15 protein-coding genes are annotated in these 15,565 nt (G+C 58.0%); 3 read left to right on the top strand and 12 right to left on the bottom strand.

Features of this window, described 5'->3' with window-relative positions; genetic code table 11:
- Nucleotides 1-62 precede the first annotated feature (62 nt).
- Both BN1135_RS19055 and rplY read left to right on the top strand, forming a co-directional pair.
- Nucleotides 63-944 (top strand): hypothetical protein, encoded by an 882-nt coding sequence (locus BN1135_RS19055; protein WP_042023868.1) that lies wholly within the window; start codon nucleotides 63-65, stop codon nucleotides 942-944.
- A gap of 113 nt (nucleotides 945-1,057) precedes the next feature.
- Nucleotides 1,058-1,345: a 50S ribosomal protein L25 gene (rplY, locus tag BN1135_RS19050; protein WP_042023867.1), complete on the top strand. Its 288-nt coding sequence runs from the start codon at nucleotides 1,058-1,060 to the stop codon at nucleotides 1,343-1,345.
- Nucleotides 1,346-1,469: 124 nt separating this feature from the next.
- On the opposite strand, the gene BN1135_RS19045 is transcribed toward rplY, so the two are convergent.
- Nucleotides 1,470-1,865, bottom strand: coding sequence for a MerR family transcriptional regulator (locus BN1135_RS19045; RefSeq protein WP_042023864.1), 396 nt, complete (start codon nucleotides 1,863-1,865; stop codon nucleotides 1,470-1,472).
- Nucleotides 1,866-1,986: 121 nt separating this feature from the next.
- Between BN1135_RS19045 and BN1135_RS19040 the strand changes: the two genes are divergently transcribed.
- Nucleotides 1,987-3,150, top strand: coding sequence for a thiolase family protein (locus BN1135_RS19040; protein ID WP_042023862.1), 1,164 nt, complete (start codon nucleotides 1,987-1,989; stop codon nucleotides 3,148-3,150).
- Here BN1135_RS19040 and BN1135_RS19035 read toward each other — a convergent pair.
- From BN1135_RS19035 to BN1135_RS18985, 11 genes are all read right to left on the bottom strand, one after another.
- The gene (locus tag BN1135_RS19035) at nucleotides 3,143-4,369 is read right to left on the bottom strand and encodes an EAL and HDOD domain-containing protein (RefSeq protein WP_042023860.1); all 1,227 of its coding nucleotides are present in this window, start codon (nucleotides 4,367-4,369) and stop codon (nucleotides 3,143-3,145) included. The two genes, BN1135_RS19040 and BN1135_RS19035, sit on opposite strands and share 8 nt — an antisense overlap.
- Nucleotides 4,370-4,485: 116 nt before the next feature.
- On the bottom strand, nucleotides 4,486-5,760 hold the full coding sequence (locus BN1135_RS19030; RefSeq protein ID WP_042023857.1) for an OmpP1/FadL family transporter: 1,275 nt from the start codon (nucleotides 5,758-5,760) through the stop codon (nucleotides 4,486-4,488).
- Between the two features lie 252 nt (nucleotides 5,761-6,012).
- Nucleotides 6,013-7,293 carry an outer membrane protein transport protein gene (locus tag BN1135_RS19025; protein WP_042023854.1) on the bottom strand — a complete coding sequence of 427 codons (1,281 nt, stop codon included), beginning with the start codon at nucleotides 7,291-7,293 and terminating at the stop codon, nucleotides 6,013-6,015.
- 386 nt (nucleotides 7,294-7,679) lie between these two features.
- Complete coding sequence (locus BN1135_RS19020; protein ID WP_042023853.1) at nucleotides 7,680-8,453, bottom strand: DUF3379 domain-containing protein; 774 nt, start codon at nucleotides 8,451-8,453, stop codon at nucleotides 7,680-7,682.
- Entirely contained in the window at nucleotides 8,446-9,045 is a 600-nt protein-coding gene (locus BN1135_RS19015; RefSeq protein ID WP_042023850.1) for a sigma-70 family RNA polymerase sigma factor, read from the bottom strand. Before BN1135_RS19015 ends, BN1135_RS19020 begins: the two co-directional genes overlap by 8 nt.
- Before the next feature lie 13 nt (nucleotides 9,046-9,058).
- A complete protein-coding gene (locus tag BN1135_RS19010; protein WP_042023848.1) occupies nucleotides 9,059-10,570 on the bottom strand; it encodes a BatD family protein in 1,512 nt (503 codons plus the stop codon).
- Nucleotides 10,571-10,590: 20 nt separating this feature from the next.
- Complete coding sequence (locus BN1135_RS19005) at nucleotides 10,591-12,039, bottom strand: VWA domain-containing protein (protein WP_042023846.1); 1,449 nt, start codon at nucleotides 12,037-12,039, stop codon at nucleotides 10,591-10,593.
- Complete coding sequence (locus BN1135_RS19000; protein ID WP_042023844.1) at nucleotides 12,030-13,022, bottom strand: VWA domain-containing protein; 993 nt, start codon at nucleotides 13,020-13,022, stop codon at nucleotides 12,030-12,032. Before BN1135_RS19000 ends, BN1135_RS19005 begins: the two co-directional genes overlap by 10 nt.
- Nucleotides 13,019-13,558: a DUF4381 domain-containing protein gene (locus BN1135_RS18995; RefSeq protein ID WP_042023840.1), complete on the bottom strand. Its 540-nt coding sequence runs from the start codon at nucleotides 13,556-13,558 to the stop codon at nucleotides 13,019-13,021. Before BN1135_RS18995 ends, BN1135_RS19000 begins: the two co-directional genes overlap by 4 nt.
- Nucleotides 13,543-14,445 carry a DUF58 domain-containing protein gene (locus BN1135_RS18990; RefSeq protein ID WP_042023838.1) on the bottom strand — a complete coding sequence of 301 codons (903 nt, stop codon included), beginning with the start codon at nucleotides 14,443-14,445 and terminating at the stop codon, nucleotides 13,543-13,545. The genes BN1135_RS18995 and BN1135_RS18990 overlap by 16 nt, the downstream gene beginning before the upstream one ends.
- Nucleotides 14,436-15,386, bottom strand: coding sequence for an AAA family ATPase (locus BN1135_RS18985; RefSeq protein ID WP_042023837.1), 951 nt, complete (start codon nucleotides 15,384-15,386; stop codon nucleotides 14,436-14,438). The genes BN1135_RS18990 and BN1135_RS18985 overlap by 10 nt, the downstream gene beginning before the upstream one ends.
- Nucleotides 15,387-15,565 lie beyond the last annotated feature (179 nt).

The raw sequence follows: 15,565 nt of genomic DNA, 5'->3' as shown, positions 1-15,565 counted from the left end.
ATAGAGAATGAGAAGGGGCTGCTGTGTGGCGGCTCCCTTCCTCTGGGGGTCAGGAGGCAAGGATGCTGGGGATCTGGTTAGGGGTCGCACAGGTGATGATCAGCGGCTATCAACCCATTGCGGAACACACATGGGTGCAATTAAACCCGGAATACTACCCATTGGCGCGTACCCCGCCTGCGATGTTTGTTGCCTGGCGCGGCAATCAGTTTCCGCCTTTGGCTCAAAAGCAGAAACAGGGTCGCTGGCAGATCCTGTTTCCTGCCAGATTAGTGCCCCCCTTTGATCTGTTCGAGGGGGAGGCGCAGCTTTCTAAAACCTATCTGGCAAGGCTGCGGCGTATCGATGAGATGGCCTATGGGGTCGCGTCTGGCCAGGCCGTTGCCGTGATGCAGCAGGGGAGTCGTTCACCGGTTGATGTTGATACTGCGCAGTCTGTGACCCCTTTTATCGCCGAGTTCCATATCCCCCAAGGGGCATTTGGCGGCACTGATATGCCCATTCCTGCTGACAACAGCGAACCCCTGCTGGCAAAGCTTGGGCTGACGCCGCGTGCAGCGGGAATGCTGTCCACCAAAGGGATGAAGCCTGCCGATATGACGCTGGCCAGTAGCGTGGCTGAGTCATCAGTGAGCCGCGATACCATGCTCACCCTCTCTGCTCCGGCAGCGGGTACGCAGCATACGGTGTGCCATCAGGTCGCCGCGGGTGAGACCCTGTGGCGCATTGCCAACCAGTTATCCAGTGCCCAGGGGGCGGATACCTATAGCTATTTGCTGGCGCTGGTAGCCGAAAATCGGGGGCGGCTCGGTAACAGCATCAACGTCAGGACGGGGGATGGACTTTATTGCCCTCGCGCCGAGACACTGGCGCAGTTTGATGCTTTGAGTGCGGCCCAGCGCCAACAGCAATTTGCCCGCCTGGAGCAGGGGCAGCGGAGGTAAGGGGCATCTGCCTTGTATCCCTATTTAGCCCGTGGTAGTATTCGCGCTCGTTTTGCGAGGTGTTGACCGGTCGCAGTCAACACCATAAATTCATCTTAAAAGAGATACACACTATGTCTTTCGTATTCCAAGCTGAAGTCCGTACTGACCTGGGGAAAGGTGCGAGCCGCCGCCTGCGTCACGCTGACCAAGTTCCTGCCATCATCTACGGTGCTGGTAAAGAAGCACTGTCCATCGCTGTTGACCACAAGAAAATTGTTCTGGCTCAAGAGAAGCCGGAATTCTATGAGTCTGTACTGACCATGGTTATCAATGGCGAAGAAGTTAACGTAAAAGTGAAAGCTATCCAGCGTCACCCTGTACGTTACAAGCTGGTTCACCTGGACTTCGTTCGCGTTTAATCGCGAGCTATTCAGTTGAAGAAAAAGCCACTCTCAGGAGTGGCTTTTTGCTATCTGATATTTAATAAAGCCAGCCAGTAGCGACCCGAATCATGAGGTGCCGGGTGGTGCTAGTTGATCCAGGCTATCTCAATTGACCGAGTGCTTGCTGGCAACGCTGTTCGGCTGCATCCAGCTCCAGCAGTACCATCCTGATATCTTCCATCTGCTGTTGCAGTGTCTCCCGCTTCTCTGCGACCAGCCCTAGCATGGTCTGCAGCTGGCTGCGGCTGCTCTTGTCGGCATCGTAGAGATCAAATAATTCGCGGATCTCCGCCAGACTGAAACCAAGCCGTTTGCCACGCAAGGTGAGCTTGAGACGCACCCGATCCTGCTTGCTGTAGATCCGGGTCTGGCCCTCTCTGCCTGGATCCAGCAGACCCTGATCTTCATAGAAGCGAATGCTGCGCGTTGTAATATCAAATTCCCGGGCCAGCTCACTGATGCTGTAGCGCCGTTTATCATCCTTGCTTTTGTTCATACAGGCTTCTTGGCGAACGTTCCTGATGGGCACCTTACCTAAACGTAAACGGCACTGCAACTCTTGTTCCATCGCGCCAGACCGCCTATGTTATGGCCATGTAACAAGGAAGGGTCTGCAGATGGATATTGTGATTGTGGCGGCAAAGCGTACCCCCATGGGGGCATTTCAGGGGGCATTGGCAGCGATGACGGCCCCTGAGTTGGGGGCTTGCGCCATTGCGGCGGCACTGACTCAAAGCGGGCTTGATCCTGCACAGATCGATGAAGGGTTCATGGGTAACGTGCTGGCTGCAGGGATGGGCCAAGCACCTGCCAGACAGGCGCTGTTGAAGGCGGGGCTGCCTGATAGTGTACCCGCCACCACGGTCAACAAGGTGTGCGGTTCAGGCATGAAGGCGGTGATGCTGGCGGCAGACTCCATTCGCCTGGGAGATAACCGGGTGGTGGTGGCGGGCGGAATGGAGAGCATGAGCCGAGCCCCCTATCTGCTGGAGAATGCCCGCAGCGGCTTTCGGATGGGTCATCAACAGGTGCTGGACCACCTGTTTCTTGATGGCTTGCAGGATGCCTATGATGGCCAGCTGATGGGCGTACATGCCCAGCACAGTGCGGATCATGCCGGGCTGACCCGCAGCGCCATGGATGCGTTTGCTCTGGCATCGTTGCAACGGGCTCGTCAGGCGCAGCAAGCGGGCTCTTTTGCCATGGAGCTGGCGCCTTGTTATCAAGATGGCCGGCTGTTGCTGGCCGAAGATGAGCAGCCGGGCAAGGGGCGACCGGATAAAATACCGACCCTGAAACCTGCGTTTGGCCAGGGCGGAACCATCACAGCTGCCAATTCAAGCTCGATTTCGGATGGCGCTGCGGCACTGATCTTGATGGATGGCGCCACCGCGCGCGCGCGGCAGATACCGGTGCTGGCACGGATTGTCGGTTATCAGAGCCATGCTGCGTTGCCCGCCGAGTTTACCTCTGCACCTATCGGCGCGATATCACGCTTGCTTGAACGGCTGGCCTGGTCGGTGGACGAGGTGGATCTGTTCGAAATCAACGAGGCCTTTGCCATGGTCACTATGCTGGCCATGAGCGGGTGTGGCATTCCTCATCACAAGGTCAATGTGCATGGCGGGGCTTGTGCGCTGGGTCATCCGCTGGGGGCGAGCGGCGCGCGGATTCTGGTGACGCTGATCACTGCGTTGAGACAAGAGGGCTTGCGCCGGGGGGTGGCTACGCTCTGTATCGGTGGCGGGGAGGCGACCGCCATCGCGGTCGAAGTCATTTAACCGGGGCAGTTATCGCGTGCCACTGTTCATTGACCCAGGCGGTTGCCGTCAGGTAGAGGTGACTCACCTTGTCCTCATTGAGCCCTAACTGTGCTGTCTTGGCGGTGACCCGCGACCAGTTGGCATTTTCATAATCTTCACAAAATGCGAGATAAAAACCGAGGTTGCCTTGGCGTTTCAGCAATGCCAGCCGGATATCTTCGACTAAGGGGATAGTCCCCAGTAGCTTGTCCATGGGTTGTTCCATCAACACATCCAGCAAAGAGAAAAGGCCGGTAATAAAGGCTTGTTGTGACTGCTGGGCCGGGGCGTGGGCATGGGCGAGCAGTTCGCAGAAACGTGCTCTGATCAGCGACATCTGGTAGAGCTCGGCGCTCTTGCCCTTACCTGCACTGGTGGTAGCGATCAGCGAAACAAAACGTTTTAGTTGGGTATTGCCGAGGTAGATGGCTGCTTGGCGAAACGAGGAGATAGGGTTGCTCTGTCCTTTGAGGTGGTTGACGTAGCGTAGCAGCTTGAGGGAAAGGGACACATCCTGGCTCAATAACTGCTCAATCCGGTTAAAGTCCAGCTCGGTTTCGTTGACCACATTGAGCAACTGCATTACCACGACCTGGGCTGGTGCCATGGTGGCTTGCTTGACCATTTCTGGGCGGCTAAAGAAAAAGCCCTGGAACAGCTGGATGCCCATATTTTTGACCCGTTCGAACTCGGCCTTATCCTCTACTTTTTCAGCCAGATAGGTCAATCCAAGTGACGTATGACGCTGGATAAACACCTTGATCATCATCAACGACGTGGCACGTAAATCAAACTTGATGATATGGATAAAGGGGAGAAAGCGCTCCCAATCCGGCGACATGGTGAAGTCATCGAGCGCCAGCTGATAACCCAGTTTGTGCAGCTGTTTCACCTTTTCTAGCAACGCATCATCCGGCGGCGAGTCTTCCAGAATTTCGATCACTACTTTTTCGGGCGGCAGGCACTCTGCCAAGCCCTCTAACAGCAGTGAGTGAGGGAAGTTGATAAAGCAGGGCAGGCCACCCAGCAGTTGATCGATGTTCTGTTGCAGGAATTGTTCGACCACCAGACGCGAAGTAGCCTGCTGGGAGGAGATACCAGGGAAGACGTTATTCAGGCTATCGCGAAAGAGCAGCTCATAGGCATAGGTATTGAGGTCTCTATCGAGTATTGGCTGTCTTGCTACGTAGGAATACATGCCTTGCTCCAGTATGGGTACTGGGTTGAGTTTATGGTGTAGCAGAACACTATGCCAGTGCTCACCATATGGAGTAAGGCAATAATTGGCATAGTGTTTTTCTGCAGGGAAGGAATTTAGAAGAGATAGCTCAATTGTGCACCAGCCAGCCAGGCATCCCCTTCGGAAGTGCCCTGGAAGGTGGAGCTTGTTGTTTTATTGGTGTTTGGTATCGGTAGTTGCATTGTTTCAGTGACATCTACTTTTTTACCATCGATCAGGGTCAGCCCGAGATCCATGGTCAGGTTTGACGTGAACTGATAACCCATTCCCAGGCTGTACCAGATCCGATCGGCGTCCGGGATGGAGATGGTGCGACGATCGGCTGGCACCGGACTTGCGTCATAGGCCACACCGGATCGCAGTTGCCACTTGGGCGTGACCTGATAGGTCATACCGACGGCATAGCGCCAGCTATCTTCCCAGTGCTCATCCTTGATGTGCATGCTCTGCAAATTGTTAAGATCAGCTTCCAACTGAACGAATTTGCTCCAGTTGGTCCAGTTCAGGCTGCCGTGGAGAGCCAGCTTGTCAGTCAGCTGATGGAAAGCCGCCAATTCTGCCGTCGCGGGCAATGGTAGATCCAGACTGCCGGTATCTCTGAGCTCGGTAACGGAGCCGTCAGCATTGGGCCGGCCTACAATAGCGTTCCCCGAGAGCGTCAAAGTGACATCGTGACGGTAGGAGAGGCCGATCCGGGTTTGCTCGGACAACTCCAGCAAAGTGCTCACATTCCAGCCCCATGCCCAGCCATCTCCTTGCAGATGTTTTGCGATCAGGTTGCGAGAGGGGAAGGTGCCGCCGACTTCGCCTTCGCCCTGAATGGCCGAAATTCCGGCCCCCACCGACCACATCTCATTAATGCGATAGGCGAGTGAGGTACCCAGATCCATGGTCTTGATATCAGAGACATTGCCAAAGTGGCCGGCGCTGTAGTTATCCGGCATCTTGACGCCAAGACCGTAGTAAGAGGTAGCCGAGAAGCCGAGGCGCCACTGCTCATTGAGTGGAATGATGAGATAAGCGTTGGGAACCCAGGCTGCGGCGGCGATATCGTGTGCACTTGCATCGGAAGTGACGATGCCGGTTTTTGTCGGCAAGCGGGAGTTGCCTTCAATATTGACGTCAGGACTGACATAGATGGCACCGCCAGACAGCGCCATCTGATCGAAGCGGGTCATGGCAGCCGCATTGCGGGAGAGCACGCTGGCGTTATCTGCAATGGCGGCCTCACCGGCAAAGGCGCGTCCGAGACCTGTAGCGGACTGTTCAGCCAGCTGGAACCCGGCGGCATGGGTCTGACCCGCGATCACCAGCAGGGCGATTGCGGACGGTTTGATGATGGGATGCATGGCAAAATCCTTGCTGTTACCCGAAGGTTCAATAGGTCATATGAATGGAGGCAGGATTTTATATGGTATGACCAGTAAGGCAACGGTAATGGCCGGTATCTGGATAAAACAAGATTTAATGCTGGGATGATGCACTCTAATAGCTTGATTGGAAAAGAAAAATAAACACGTGTGTGCTACATGTGTGCGCTGAAATGAGTATTTCGGATAAAAAAAGAGCGCCTGGCGGCGCTCTTTCAAATCGGTCAATCATCAGAACTTCATATTGAAGCCAACAGAAGCCAGGAATGCATCGCCATGGGAAGTACCGACCCAATGCGGGTTTGTTGGGCTTGCAGGGCCATGTGTAGCACCCAAGCTTTCATCTACATCTACTTTCTTGCCATCGATATAGGTCAGGCCGAAGTCCAAGCTCATATCCGGGTTGAAGTGGTAAGTTGTACCGGCGCTATACCAGATACGATCAGAGTCAGGAATGCTCAAGCTGCGATATTCAGCTTCGATCGGGGTCTTGTCATAAGCAAAGCCCAAGCGCGCTTCCCAAGCAGGGTTGATGTACCAGGTACCGCCGATCGCATAACGTGTTGAATCTTTAAACTTCTCATCTTTTTGCAACAGAGTTGCACCGCTAGTAGAGGTTGCTTTCAGCTCTTGGAAAGCGCTCCAGTCGGTCCAGTTGACAGAGTAGTGAACAGCAAACTGCTGATTGAGACGGTGGTAACCGGCAAACTCAGCTTGAGCTGGTAAGTCTATTTTCAGATTGCCATCAACAGTTTTGCCAGCCAAACCACCTGCAACAGCAGGAAGATCATTGGAATAATCACCATCAAAGCTCATTTTCACTTGTGAGCGATAAGTAAGTGCAAGACGGTTATTCTCGTTGATTTCGTAGAGTGAGCCGACATTCCAGCCAAAGCCCCAAGTATCCCCCTTCATATGGGAAACGCGTGTCTCATTAGGCAGCGTGGGAATCAGGTCTCCGTTGAAACGGTTCAACTCTGCAGCGCCATAAACCGCATTGATACCGGCACCGATGCTGAATTGGTCATTGATCCGGTAGGCAATATTAGGGTTGATATTGAAGGTAGTGAGAGAGGTGTCACCTGCACCTGAGCCAGCGGCAAAACTTTTATCGTATTCAGTAGACAGTCCGTAGTTGGAGAACAAGCCAATTCCCCAAGCCCACTGGTCATTTAGTGGCTGGATAAAATAAGAGGCAGGAACAAATGCTGCGGGGGCAATGCCGTCTTCGCTAGCACTTGCTCTGCGCAAAGGAACTGTTCCATCCACATCCACATCCGGCTTGATATAGGTGCCGGAGACGGAGACCGCCATCTTGTCGAAGGTGGTCATGGCTGCCGGGTTACGGGCCAGCACGGAGGCGTTATCGGCGATGGCTGCTTCGCCTGCATAGGCGCGACCCAGACCGGAGGCTGAGTGCTCGTTCAACTGGAATGCCGCAGCATGGACTTGACCGGTGGCCAGTGCGATGGTGGCGGCAATCAGGCTCTTCTTGAAAATAGTTGTCGTCATGGGGTTCTCTCTTGTAGGCAGATTTTTTTGCCAATGAAGACTGCACGTCCGGTGCAGATCACGGCAAAATCCGTTTTTATTTCAGCTTCTTCTTGTCAATTCTGGTTCGATTCTATGGATCTGGTAGGAGGTAAGAAATCAGACCAGTGACAGCAGAATACATAAAAGTGACTAGTGTGTTAATCATTTGTTTTAACTTGCTGTTTAATTCATCACTTTCAAGGGGTAACGGGGGATTATTGACCGAGATAACCGATCCGGGTCACAAAAATAATTTTACTGATTTTTCGAAATTTTGAGGCAAATCAGCGGTAAAGGGGCGTAAGGGGAGATAACAGGCAGCGGCTTACCACCGCCACCTGTCATTCAGGGGCTGTCAAGCTTTGTTAAATGGCCCAGTGCAGGCGTGACTGCAGTGCCGTGGCAACAGGTTCGAGGGACTCTTTCATCTCGCCAATCAGCACCATGTTGGCCCCTTTGAGTTGGACGATTTCCCCTTTGAGGGTGCCATCTTCAAAGCTGGCCTGTTGCAGGGTGAGGGGCACATGTTTGGGCACCAAAAACAGGGTGATGGGCCCCATCTTCCCCTGGATCACCATGTGTAAGGCCGGCCCTTGATAAAATGAGCAGTGATTGGCATAGGTGACGTTAAGTCCATTCATCTCGCTCAGGGTTGCCCCGTATTTTTCCATCTTGCTGTTGATGCTGTGCAGGTTGACCCTCTCATCCGTTCCCTGGATAAAGGGCGCTTCCTCATAGACATGGGCCATGGCCACTTGGGCGAGGGAGCTAGCGGTGGGGGCCGCTTCTGGCAGGCTGATCCAGCGAGTGCTCATCCCCAACAAGAAGGCCACCGATGCAGCCATGGCGATCTGGCGCCAGGGGGACGGCGTCCGATCGCTGGCGAATGTTTTGGCGCTGTTCAGGGGATGAATATAGTCATCGGGCGTATCTTGCAGCATGGCTTGTTTGAGCAGGATCCGCTCGGCTAGTCCGGCGGGGACGTCTACCTGCATGGCGCGCTTGAGGGTTCTGTCAAACTGCTTCATCTCGTCGAGGTAGTGGCGATTGGCCTGGCTGGCATCGGCAGTCTCGAGAAAGTCGGGCTGTTGATCATTGGGCTGGATCATGGCGTTGCGGCGAAATTCGAGTTCATCCATGTCCGTGTCCTCTTGCTTGGTTCTTCTGCTCCATCGCCTCCTTGATCTGGTTGCGGGCGCGAAACAGTCTGGTCATGACAGTATTTTTGTTCAGGCCGAGCATCTTGGCGATCTCCTCACCACTGAATCCCCCTACGACTTGCAGCAGGAGTGGCTCCTGATATTCCTCTGGCAGGCGGGTGATGTGACGGCGCAGCCATTCGTTTTCCATCTCCTGCTCGCTGTGTAAGGCGTCAGGATCACTTTGCGGGAAATCATCGAGATCGACCAAATCGAACTGCTTGCGTTCAAAGCGGCGAGCGTTTTCCCGTCTGAGGATGGTGATCAGCCACCCCTTGGCTGCCTTGTCATCCTGCAGGGTGTCGATCGCCTTCCAGGCGCGCAGGAAGGTCTCTTGCACCAGATCTTCCGCCACGCTGGGATCCCGGGTCAGCCAGTAGCCATACCGGTAGAGATCCCCGTGCAGCGCATGGACCAGAGCTTCAAATTTGGTTTGTTTGTCAGCCATAGGAGTAGAGACCGGCGCAGTGGCCGGATCATTTCCACCCATATGCTGTTGAGCGCGTTTTTTGCTAAAAAACAGCAGAGCCATGGGGTAATCCTTGTCAGGGGGCGTGGCGGCGGGAGCGGGAACCCCTGTACGCCAGCAGGGAAATCAGGTGCGCAATACCAGCGGTTTCATGAGCCCTGAGGGTATGCGCCAGAGCGCACCACTCGATGGGCTCGCCAGAAGAGGGCGGTGAAAAACAGGCTCGCTCGAGTTCGCCGAGCGCGTTGCTGATCCGATTATGCCCAGCGCCGGGCAACTGGCCTAATTGATAATAGGGAACCTGCCAGCGCAAGGTAGCCCAGTGGATCAGCGCCTTGCGGCTTGCCTCTGGTTGACGCCGGGCCAGTGCCCGTTGCAGTCGATAGAAGGCGTACCAGCGTGGTCCGTGGCGCTGGACGGCACGAAGGGCTAGCGCTAGCAGCACCCACCAGAGGCTCTCTGGTCTAGGGATCTGTGGCGGCTGACTGTCTGGCTGTGGGCGAGCCGTCGCGAGGACAGTCAGGTCGATAGCGGGCAGACTGGCTTGCTCAATCCGGCCACTTTGGGTGCTGAACCAGGGCACGGCAATGGGGGGGAGCTGATACTTGCCGCTGTTCTCTGCGACCAGGGTTTGTCGCCACTCCCGTTCAAACAGCAGTTTTCCCTCGCGATAGCGTTCCTGTTGCTGCTCGCCATCGGGATGGGCCAGCACCCCGGTTGGCAGCTGATGAGCCATCAGTTGGGCAAGCTGGAGTTGGCTGCCATCGCCATTTTCCATGGTCAGGGTCAGGATCCGGATCAGCGGTTCCCCCACCTCTGCGGTGGTGCCGGGTTCCAGTCGTTGTGTCAGGGTGAGGCGGGATGCCACCGCAGTGGCGGGGGCCTTGTCTACCCGTATCGCAAGAGGTGCCGCTCTGGCTGAGAGTCGCTGTGGGTTGCTCCCTTGCTGTATCAGCTGGCCTTGCAAGCGGGGGGAGTCGATATGCCAGAGCCCCGCTGCTTTTGCCTGAACGAGCCAGCTGCGGGTGAGTCGGCCGGGTAGCCCTGCTTGCGCAGGGGCGATCCACTCATCACTGCCGAGGCGACGGATGGTGAAGTGGGTTGAGCTCAGCTCGCTCAGTCCCGGGTTTTGCATGCTGGTGGGCAGCCAGAGGGTCAGCCGATAGATCACCGGCTGGCCGGGATAGAGCGGGCCCTGATGATCAAGGCTGGCTTGCATCTCGAGGGGCGAGGGGACTGCGGGCTGCGGCAGCGCCGCGGCACTCGCCTGACGCATGGGCAGGGTGAGCGAAGGGGTGAACTCATTTCCCAGTTTGAGCGGGGCAATCACCACCCCTGTATTCGCAGGTGAACCGCTCTGGTGCAGCGGGATCTGCCAGCGAGTCAGTTGTTGTACCGGGGTGGTGACCCGGCTCATGGTCACTCTGCCCACCGCAAACTGGCGCAGCAAGGGTGTGATCTCCAGCTCGCTGCTCTGGCGCTCGCCATCCGCTTCGATGATCAGCAGCCAATCGCTGGGGTCGGCCCCCGGCAGCAGCTCTGCCCGGGGGGGCAGGGCCCAGCCAAGCGGACTCGTCAGTGCGAGCAACAGTCCCCATCCTGCCCGCGTCACCAGGGCTCCTCCACCTTGATAAGGTCCCGGCGCAGCGCCTCTTTGCGCAGTCGCTGTTCCAGCAGCAACACCGGGGGAGAGGGTGGCAGGGGCATTGCCGTTGCCTGCTGATCAGCTGCTGGCTCGGGCTGCTTGCCGCTGGTGTCGGGAGCGGTCGCCGCTCCACCTTGTAACAGAGAGAGGTTATAGAGCGCATCTTCATGGCCGGGTTCCAGCGCCAGGGCGGCCAGATAGGCCTCTTTGGCTGCAGCAAACTCCCCCAGTTGCAGCAGGGCATTGCCGCGGTTGTAGTGGGCGGTGGCGCTCGCTGCTTGCTGATAGGCTGCGATGGCTTGCCGGTAGGCTCCGGCTCGATACCAGGCGTTGCCGCGCCAGATCGGATCGTCGAAAGTGCGGGCGGCCTGTTGAAAATTTCCCTGTTGATAATCCTGCATCGCTTGCAGCTCCCCCCTCTCAGCTGCTTGCAGATCTTGCGGCGCAAGCAGTTGCCACCCCAGTATCAGCGCTACCATCAGCCGAGCGCCGACTCTGGCCAGTAAGGCCAGCGGTAACAAGGGGATCAGCAGCCAGGGGCCTAAATCGAGAGGCGCCGGGGTGAGGGCCGAGGTAGTCGTGGGCAGCGGCGCAAAGCGAGGGATGTCGCTGCCAAGCCACTGCAGCTCACCGCCGAGACGATTGGCCAGCGCGGCAATGGCCTGACTATCGGGGGCTGGCAGTTGTGCGGGCACGCGGGTAGCAAAACCCAGCTCATTGGCTGGAATGGCGGGCATGCTGGCCGCTTGCCCGCTGCTGGCGAGCAGGATATCGAGGCGAGCCGGTTGGGTGCCACGGCAAAGCAGGCGCTGTTGGCAGGGCCACAAGGCGCTAATTTGTTCCATCTGGTTCGTGGTGAGGTCATCGGTGATCAGCAGCAGACGCGCCTGCTCACCGGGGGCCAGCTGCTTCATGGCAAGTTCAACGGCCCGTGCCGGGTTGCTGCCCTGCAGCGGCATGATATCGGGGCGCAAGTCGGGCAGCAGCAGCGAAAGGGCCTGATGATCCCGAGTGGGTGGCATGGCGAGGTAGGCATCGCCTGCGTAGAGGATCAGCGCGATGCGCTCGCCCTGAGCACGGCTCAGCAGTTGCTGCAACTGCCACCTGACCCGGGTCGCCCGATCCGGTTTGAGGTCGGTGGCGGTCATCGAGCGTGACAAGTCCAGCAGCCAGATATCGAGCGGCGCTGCAGGCTGCTGTTGCAACTCACCGCGCAGTGCCGGTCCGCTCAGGGCCAAAATGACGGGCAGGGTCGCCAGCCAGAGCCAGGGACGTTGAGGGCGGGATTTCGGCAGTAGATAAGCGTGCATGGCTGGGGCGAGCAGCGGGGGCTGGCGACGACGGCGCCACCCTTGCCAGAGCCAGGGGATGAGAGCGATAAGCCACAGGGGTCGCAACAAGATCAGCTCCATCTGCGCGCGCCTTTAGCCAGCCAGCTACGTACCTTGCGCAACTCCAGCCTGCCACGCCCTGCCGGCAGAAGCAGCAAGCCACCAAGCAGTGCCAGCGGCCAGGGGTAGAGCTCGATCACCGGCTGGTAGTGGGCAACGGGCATGGGGGCAGGTTCAAGGGTATTGAGGGTCGCGTTGATGGCAGCGAGATCGCTCTGGGTGCGTGCCCGAAAGTAATGCCCCTTGCCGATCTGCGCCAGCTCTTTAAGCAGCGGCTCGTCCAGTTCACTGCTGGGATCGGCCTGACCGCTGCCCGCTTCATCGTAGGGCTGGATAAAGGTATCGGGATCAGCACCGACCCCCAGCGTATAGATCCGTATTCCCTGCGCTGCAGCGAGTTTGGCCTCCTGCTGCGGGTCGGCATTGCCTGCAGTATTGCGGCCATCGGTGACCAGTAGCAGAGCGGTCGGGCGACCTGGGTCTCCATGCTGGCGTGCCAGCAAAATGGCCTCACCAAGGGCGGTGGTGCGGCCGACCAGATCAAAATCGAGCTCGTCGCTCAAGGTCAGCAGCGCCGGGATCTCTTGAGTAAGGGGAGAGAGCAGGTAGGCGTGATCGGCAAAGACGATAATGCCCACCCTGTCACCGGCCCGTTTGGCGATCAACGCCTTGATCTGCTGGCGCACTGCCGTCAGCCGCGCTTGCTGCTCGCCGTTGTCGAGCATATCCGGGGTGCGCATGCTGTCGGAGAGATCCACTGCGATCAGCAGATCCCGGCTCCCTTCATATCGGATGACGGGTTCTCCCCACCACTGGGGGCGGCAGAGGGCGAGGATAAGGGCACACCAGAGCAGCATGGCGCGCCAGAGCGGCAATCCGGCGTGAGGGCGCAGCAGGGCAAACCCGGGGTGAGTCAGATAACCACGGCGCAGGGGCGGCAAGCCGAAGCGCACCAGCAAGGGCAGCACCAGTGCTAGGGCGAACCAGGGCCAGGCCAGGATCATGGATGTCTCCGCGCGGGTTTGCGCCCTGAGCGGGGAGAGCGCTGCAAGAAGAGGGTTTGACCCCAGCGACGATAATCTTGCCGCAGCTGTTCGCACTGTTCGCGAGTCGGGCGCTGGCTGCCATAGAGCCAACTGCTCCAGTGATGGGAGAATTGGCTGAAATCGCTGCCGCCGTGACGATCGACGAAGGCGAGCCACGCCTCTCCCTGCAGCTGGCGCGCCTCGGGCCAGCGTTGCAGCGCTTCATGGCGCAGGGTCTCTTGTATGCGTGGCACCAGCAGCGCCGGATCTCCCTCCAGCTGACGACACCAGCGGCGGTAACGTATTACCCTCTGGGCAATCTGGGCGATCAGTAGCAACAATAAGCTTGTGATCAGTAGCCACAATAGCGCCTGTATTCTGGGGTCCAGACTTTGCTCAATCAGATCAGGTCCCGGGTGAATGTCCCGCATCAGGGCGGCCAACTGCGCGGTCATGGCCTCGGAGGCGGGACTGGCAGTGCCGAGATCCGTTGGCACGATCATCCCTGATGACATAACCCCTCCTGCCACTGTTGTTGCAGCGTCTGACTGTTATCGAGCAGATAGAGGCGCTGTACCAACGGCAACAACTGCTGCTTGCCGTGGGCCAGCTGCTGTTCGGCGGCTTGCTGGTAGCGGCGGGAGAAACCGGCATGGCCCCCATCCAGCCAGCCCTGATAGTGCTGGGCTGGCCGATCGATGGCCACCGGCAGCTGGCCGTCAGGGGGAAGGGCAGCCTCTAGCGGATCGCGGATCTGCCAATAGTGGATATCGTGGCGCCGCGAGAGCAGCTGCAACTGCTGACAGAGCGCCGACTCGCAGGGTCTGTGGTCGGTGATGATCGTCAGCTTTGCACCATGGGGCAGCTTCACGCCGGACAAGGTGTCGGCCAGCGAGTGAGAGAGTATCCGACGTGTCAGCCCTTGCTGGTAGTGATGGCAGAGAGATTCGAGCAGGGGCAGCACGCTGCCGCGTTGGCTCTGGCGATGTGAAACAAGTCCGTGGCAGATCAGGGTGTTGTGCTGCTTCTCCCCTTGCCAGATCAGGGCTGCCGCCAGCTCGCATGCGAGACGCGCCTTGAGCTGCAGCGTGGAGCCGAAATACATGGCGGGAGAGAGATCGAGCAGCAGCCAGTGCGCCTGATCCAGCTCCTCGCTATAGAGGCGGGTATAGGGGCGACCGAGGCGTGCGGTCACCCGCCAGTCGATATGGCGGACCTCGTCACCCGCCTGATAGGCGCGCAGTTCTCGAAACGTGAGCCCGGGGGAGCGGCCCGGTTTGCCGCGTTCGCTGCTGCTTTTGCCTGCTCTTGGTCTGGTCCTCGCGTTGGCCCAGAGTCGGATATTGAGCAGCCGTGGCAGCGACAGGGCGATGTCGGGATGCTGGTTGGGATCTAGGGGCATGGCACCTGATCCAGCAGTTGGGCGATCAGGATATCGTTATCCAGATTGTCAGCCAGTGCCTGATAGCTGGGAATAAGGCGGTGGCGCAGCACCGGATAGGCTTGCAGCTGGATATCTTCCGGCAGCACATAGTCACGCCCGGCAAGCCAGGCACGGGCGCGGGCTGAGCGGGCCAGCCCCAGCGTTGCCCGGGGGCTGGCCCCCACGGCAATCAGCGGCTCAAGGGCAGGGCACAGACCACTGCCCGGGCGAGTGGCACAGACCAGCTCCACCAGATAGTGCTCCAGTCTGCTCTGCATGGTCACCGCCAGCACTTCGCTGCGGGCACCTTGCAAGGTGGCTTGGCTCAGGGTCACCGGCGCAGCGCCAAGCTGTTCACCGCTGGCGTTGAGCTGCAAGATGGCGAGCTCCATGGTGGGGCTGGGGTAATCCACCATCAGCTTGAGCAGAAAGCGGTCGAGCTGAGCTTCCGGCAGGGGATAGGTCCCCTCCTGCTCGATGGGGTTCTGGGTGGCGGCCACCATAAAGAGGGGCGGTAGCCGCCAGCTCTTTTTGCCTACGGTGATCTGGTGCTCGGCCATGGCTTCCAGCAGTGCTGATTGCACCTTGGCCGGTGCCCGGTTGATTTCGTCCGCCAGCACCAGATGGTTGAACAGGGGGCCGGGCTGGAATACAAAACTGGCATCTTGCGGGTGAAACACTTCGCTGCCGGTGAGATCGGCGGGGAGCAGGTCGGGGGTAAACTGGATACGGGCAAAGCGCCCCTCGACGGCGCCAGCGAGTGCCTTGACGGCGCGGGTTTTGGCAAGCCCGGGAGCCCCTTCGATTAACACATGTCCTTCACATAACAGGGCGATCAGGAGCCCTTCGATGAGCTCCTCCTGCCCCAGAATCTGACTGCCAAGATAGTCCCTAAGCGCGCTGAATTCTGCCGCTGCCATGCGATAAACCCGTTGTTTTTATGGAAGTTGATCTTTTTATACTCCAGATGTACCCCAAGGGCGAGCAAAGGGGCCTTGCCGCGCTTAATTTAGTTTCAATCAGCTGTATGAAACTTGTGAGTGGATTGTTAAGATGTGGCGCAATGAGGTCAGACCTCTGCCTTTTAATCTTTGCGTTT

The organism is Aeromonas sobria, assembly GCF_000820145.1.
Classification (GTDB): Bacteria; Pseudomonadota; Gammaproteobacteria; order Enterobacterales; family Aeromonadaceae; genus Aeromonas; species Aeromonas sobria.
Note: the sequence above shows the minus strand (reverse complement) of the source record. Positions and strands in the feature narration are given on the sequence as shown.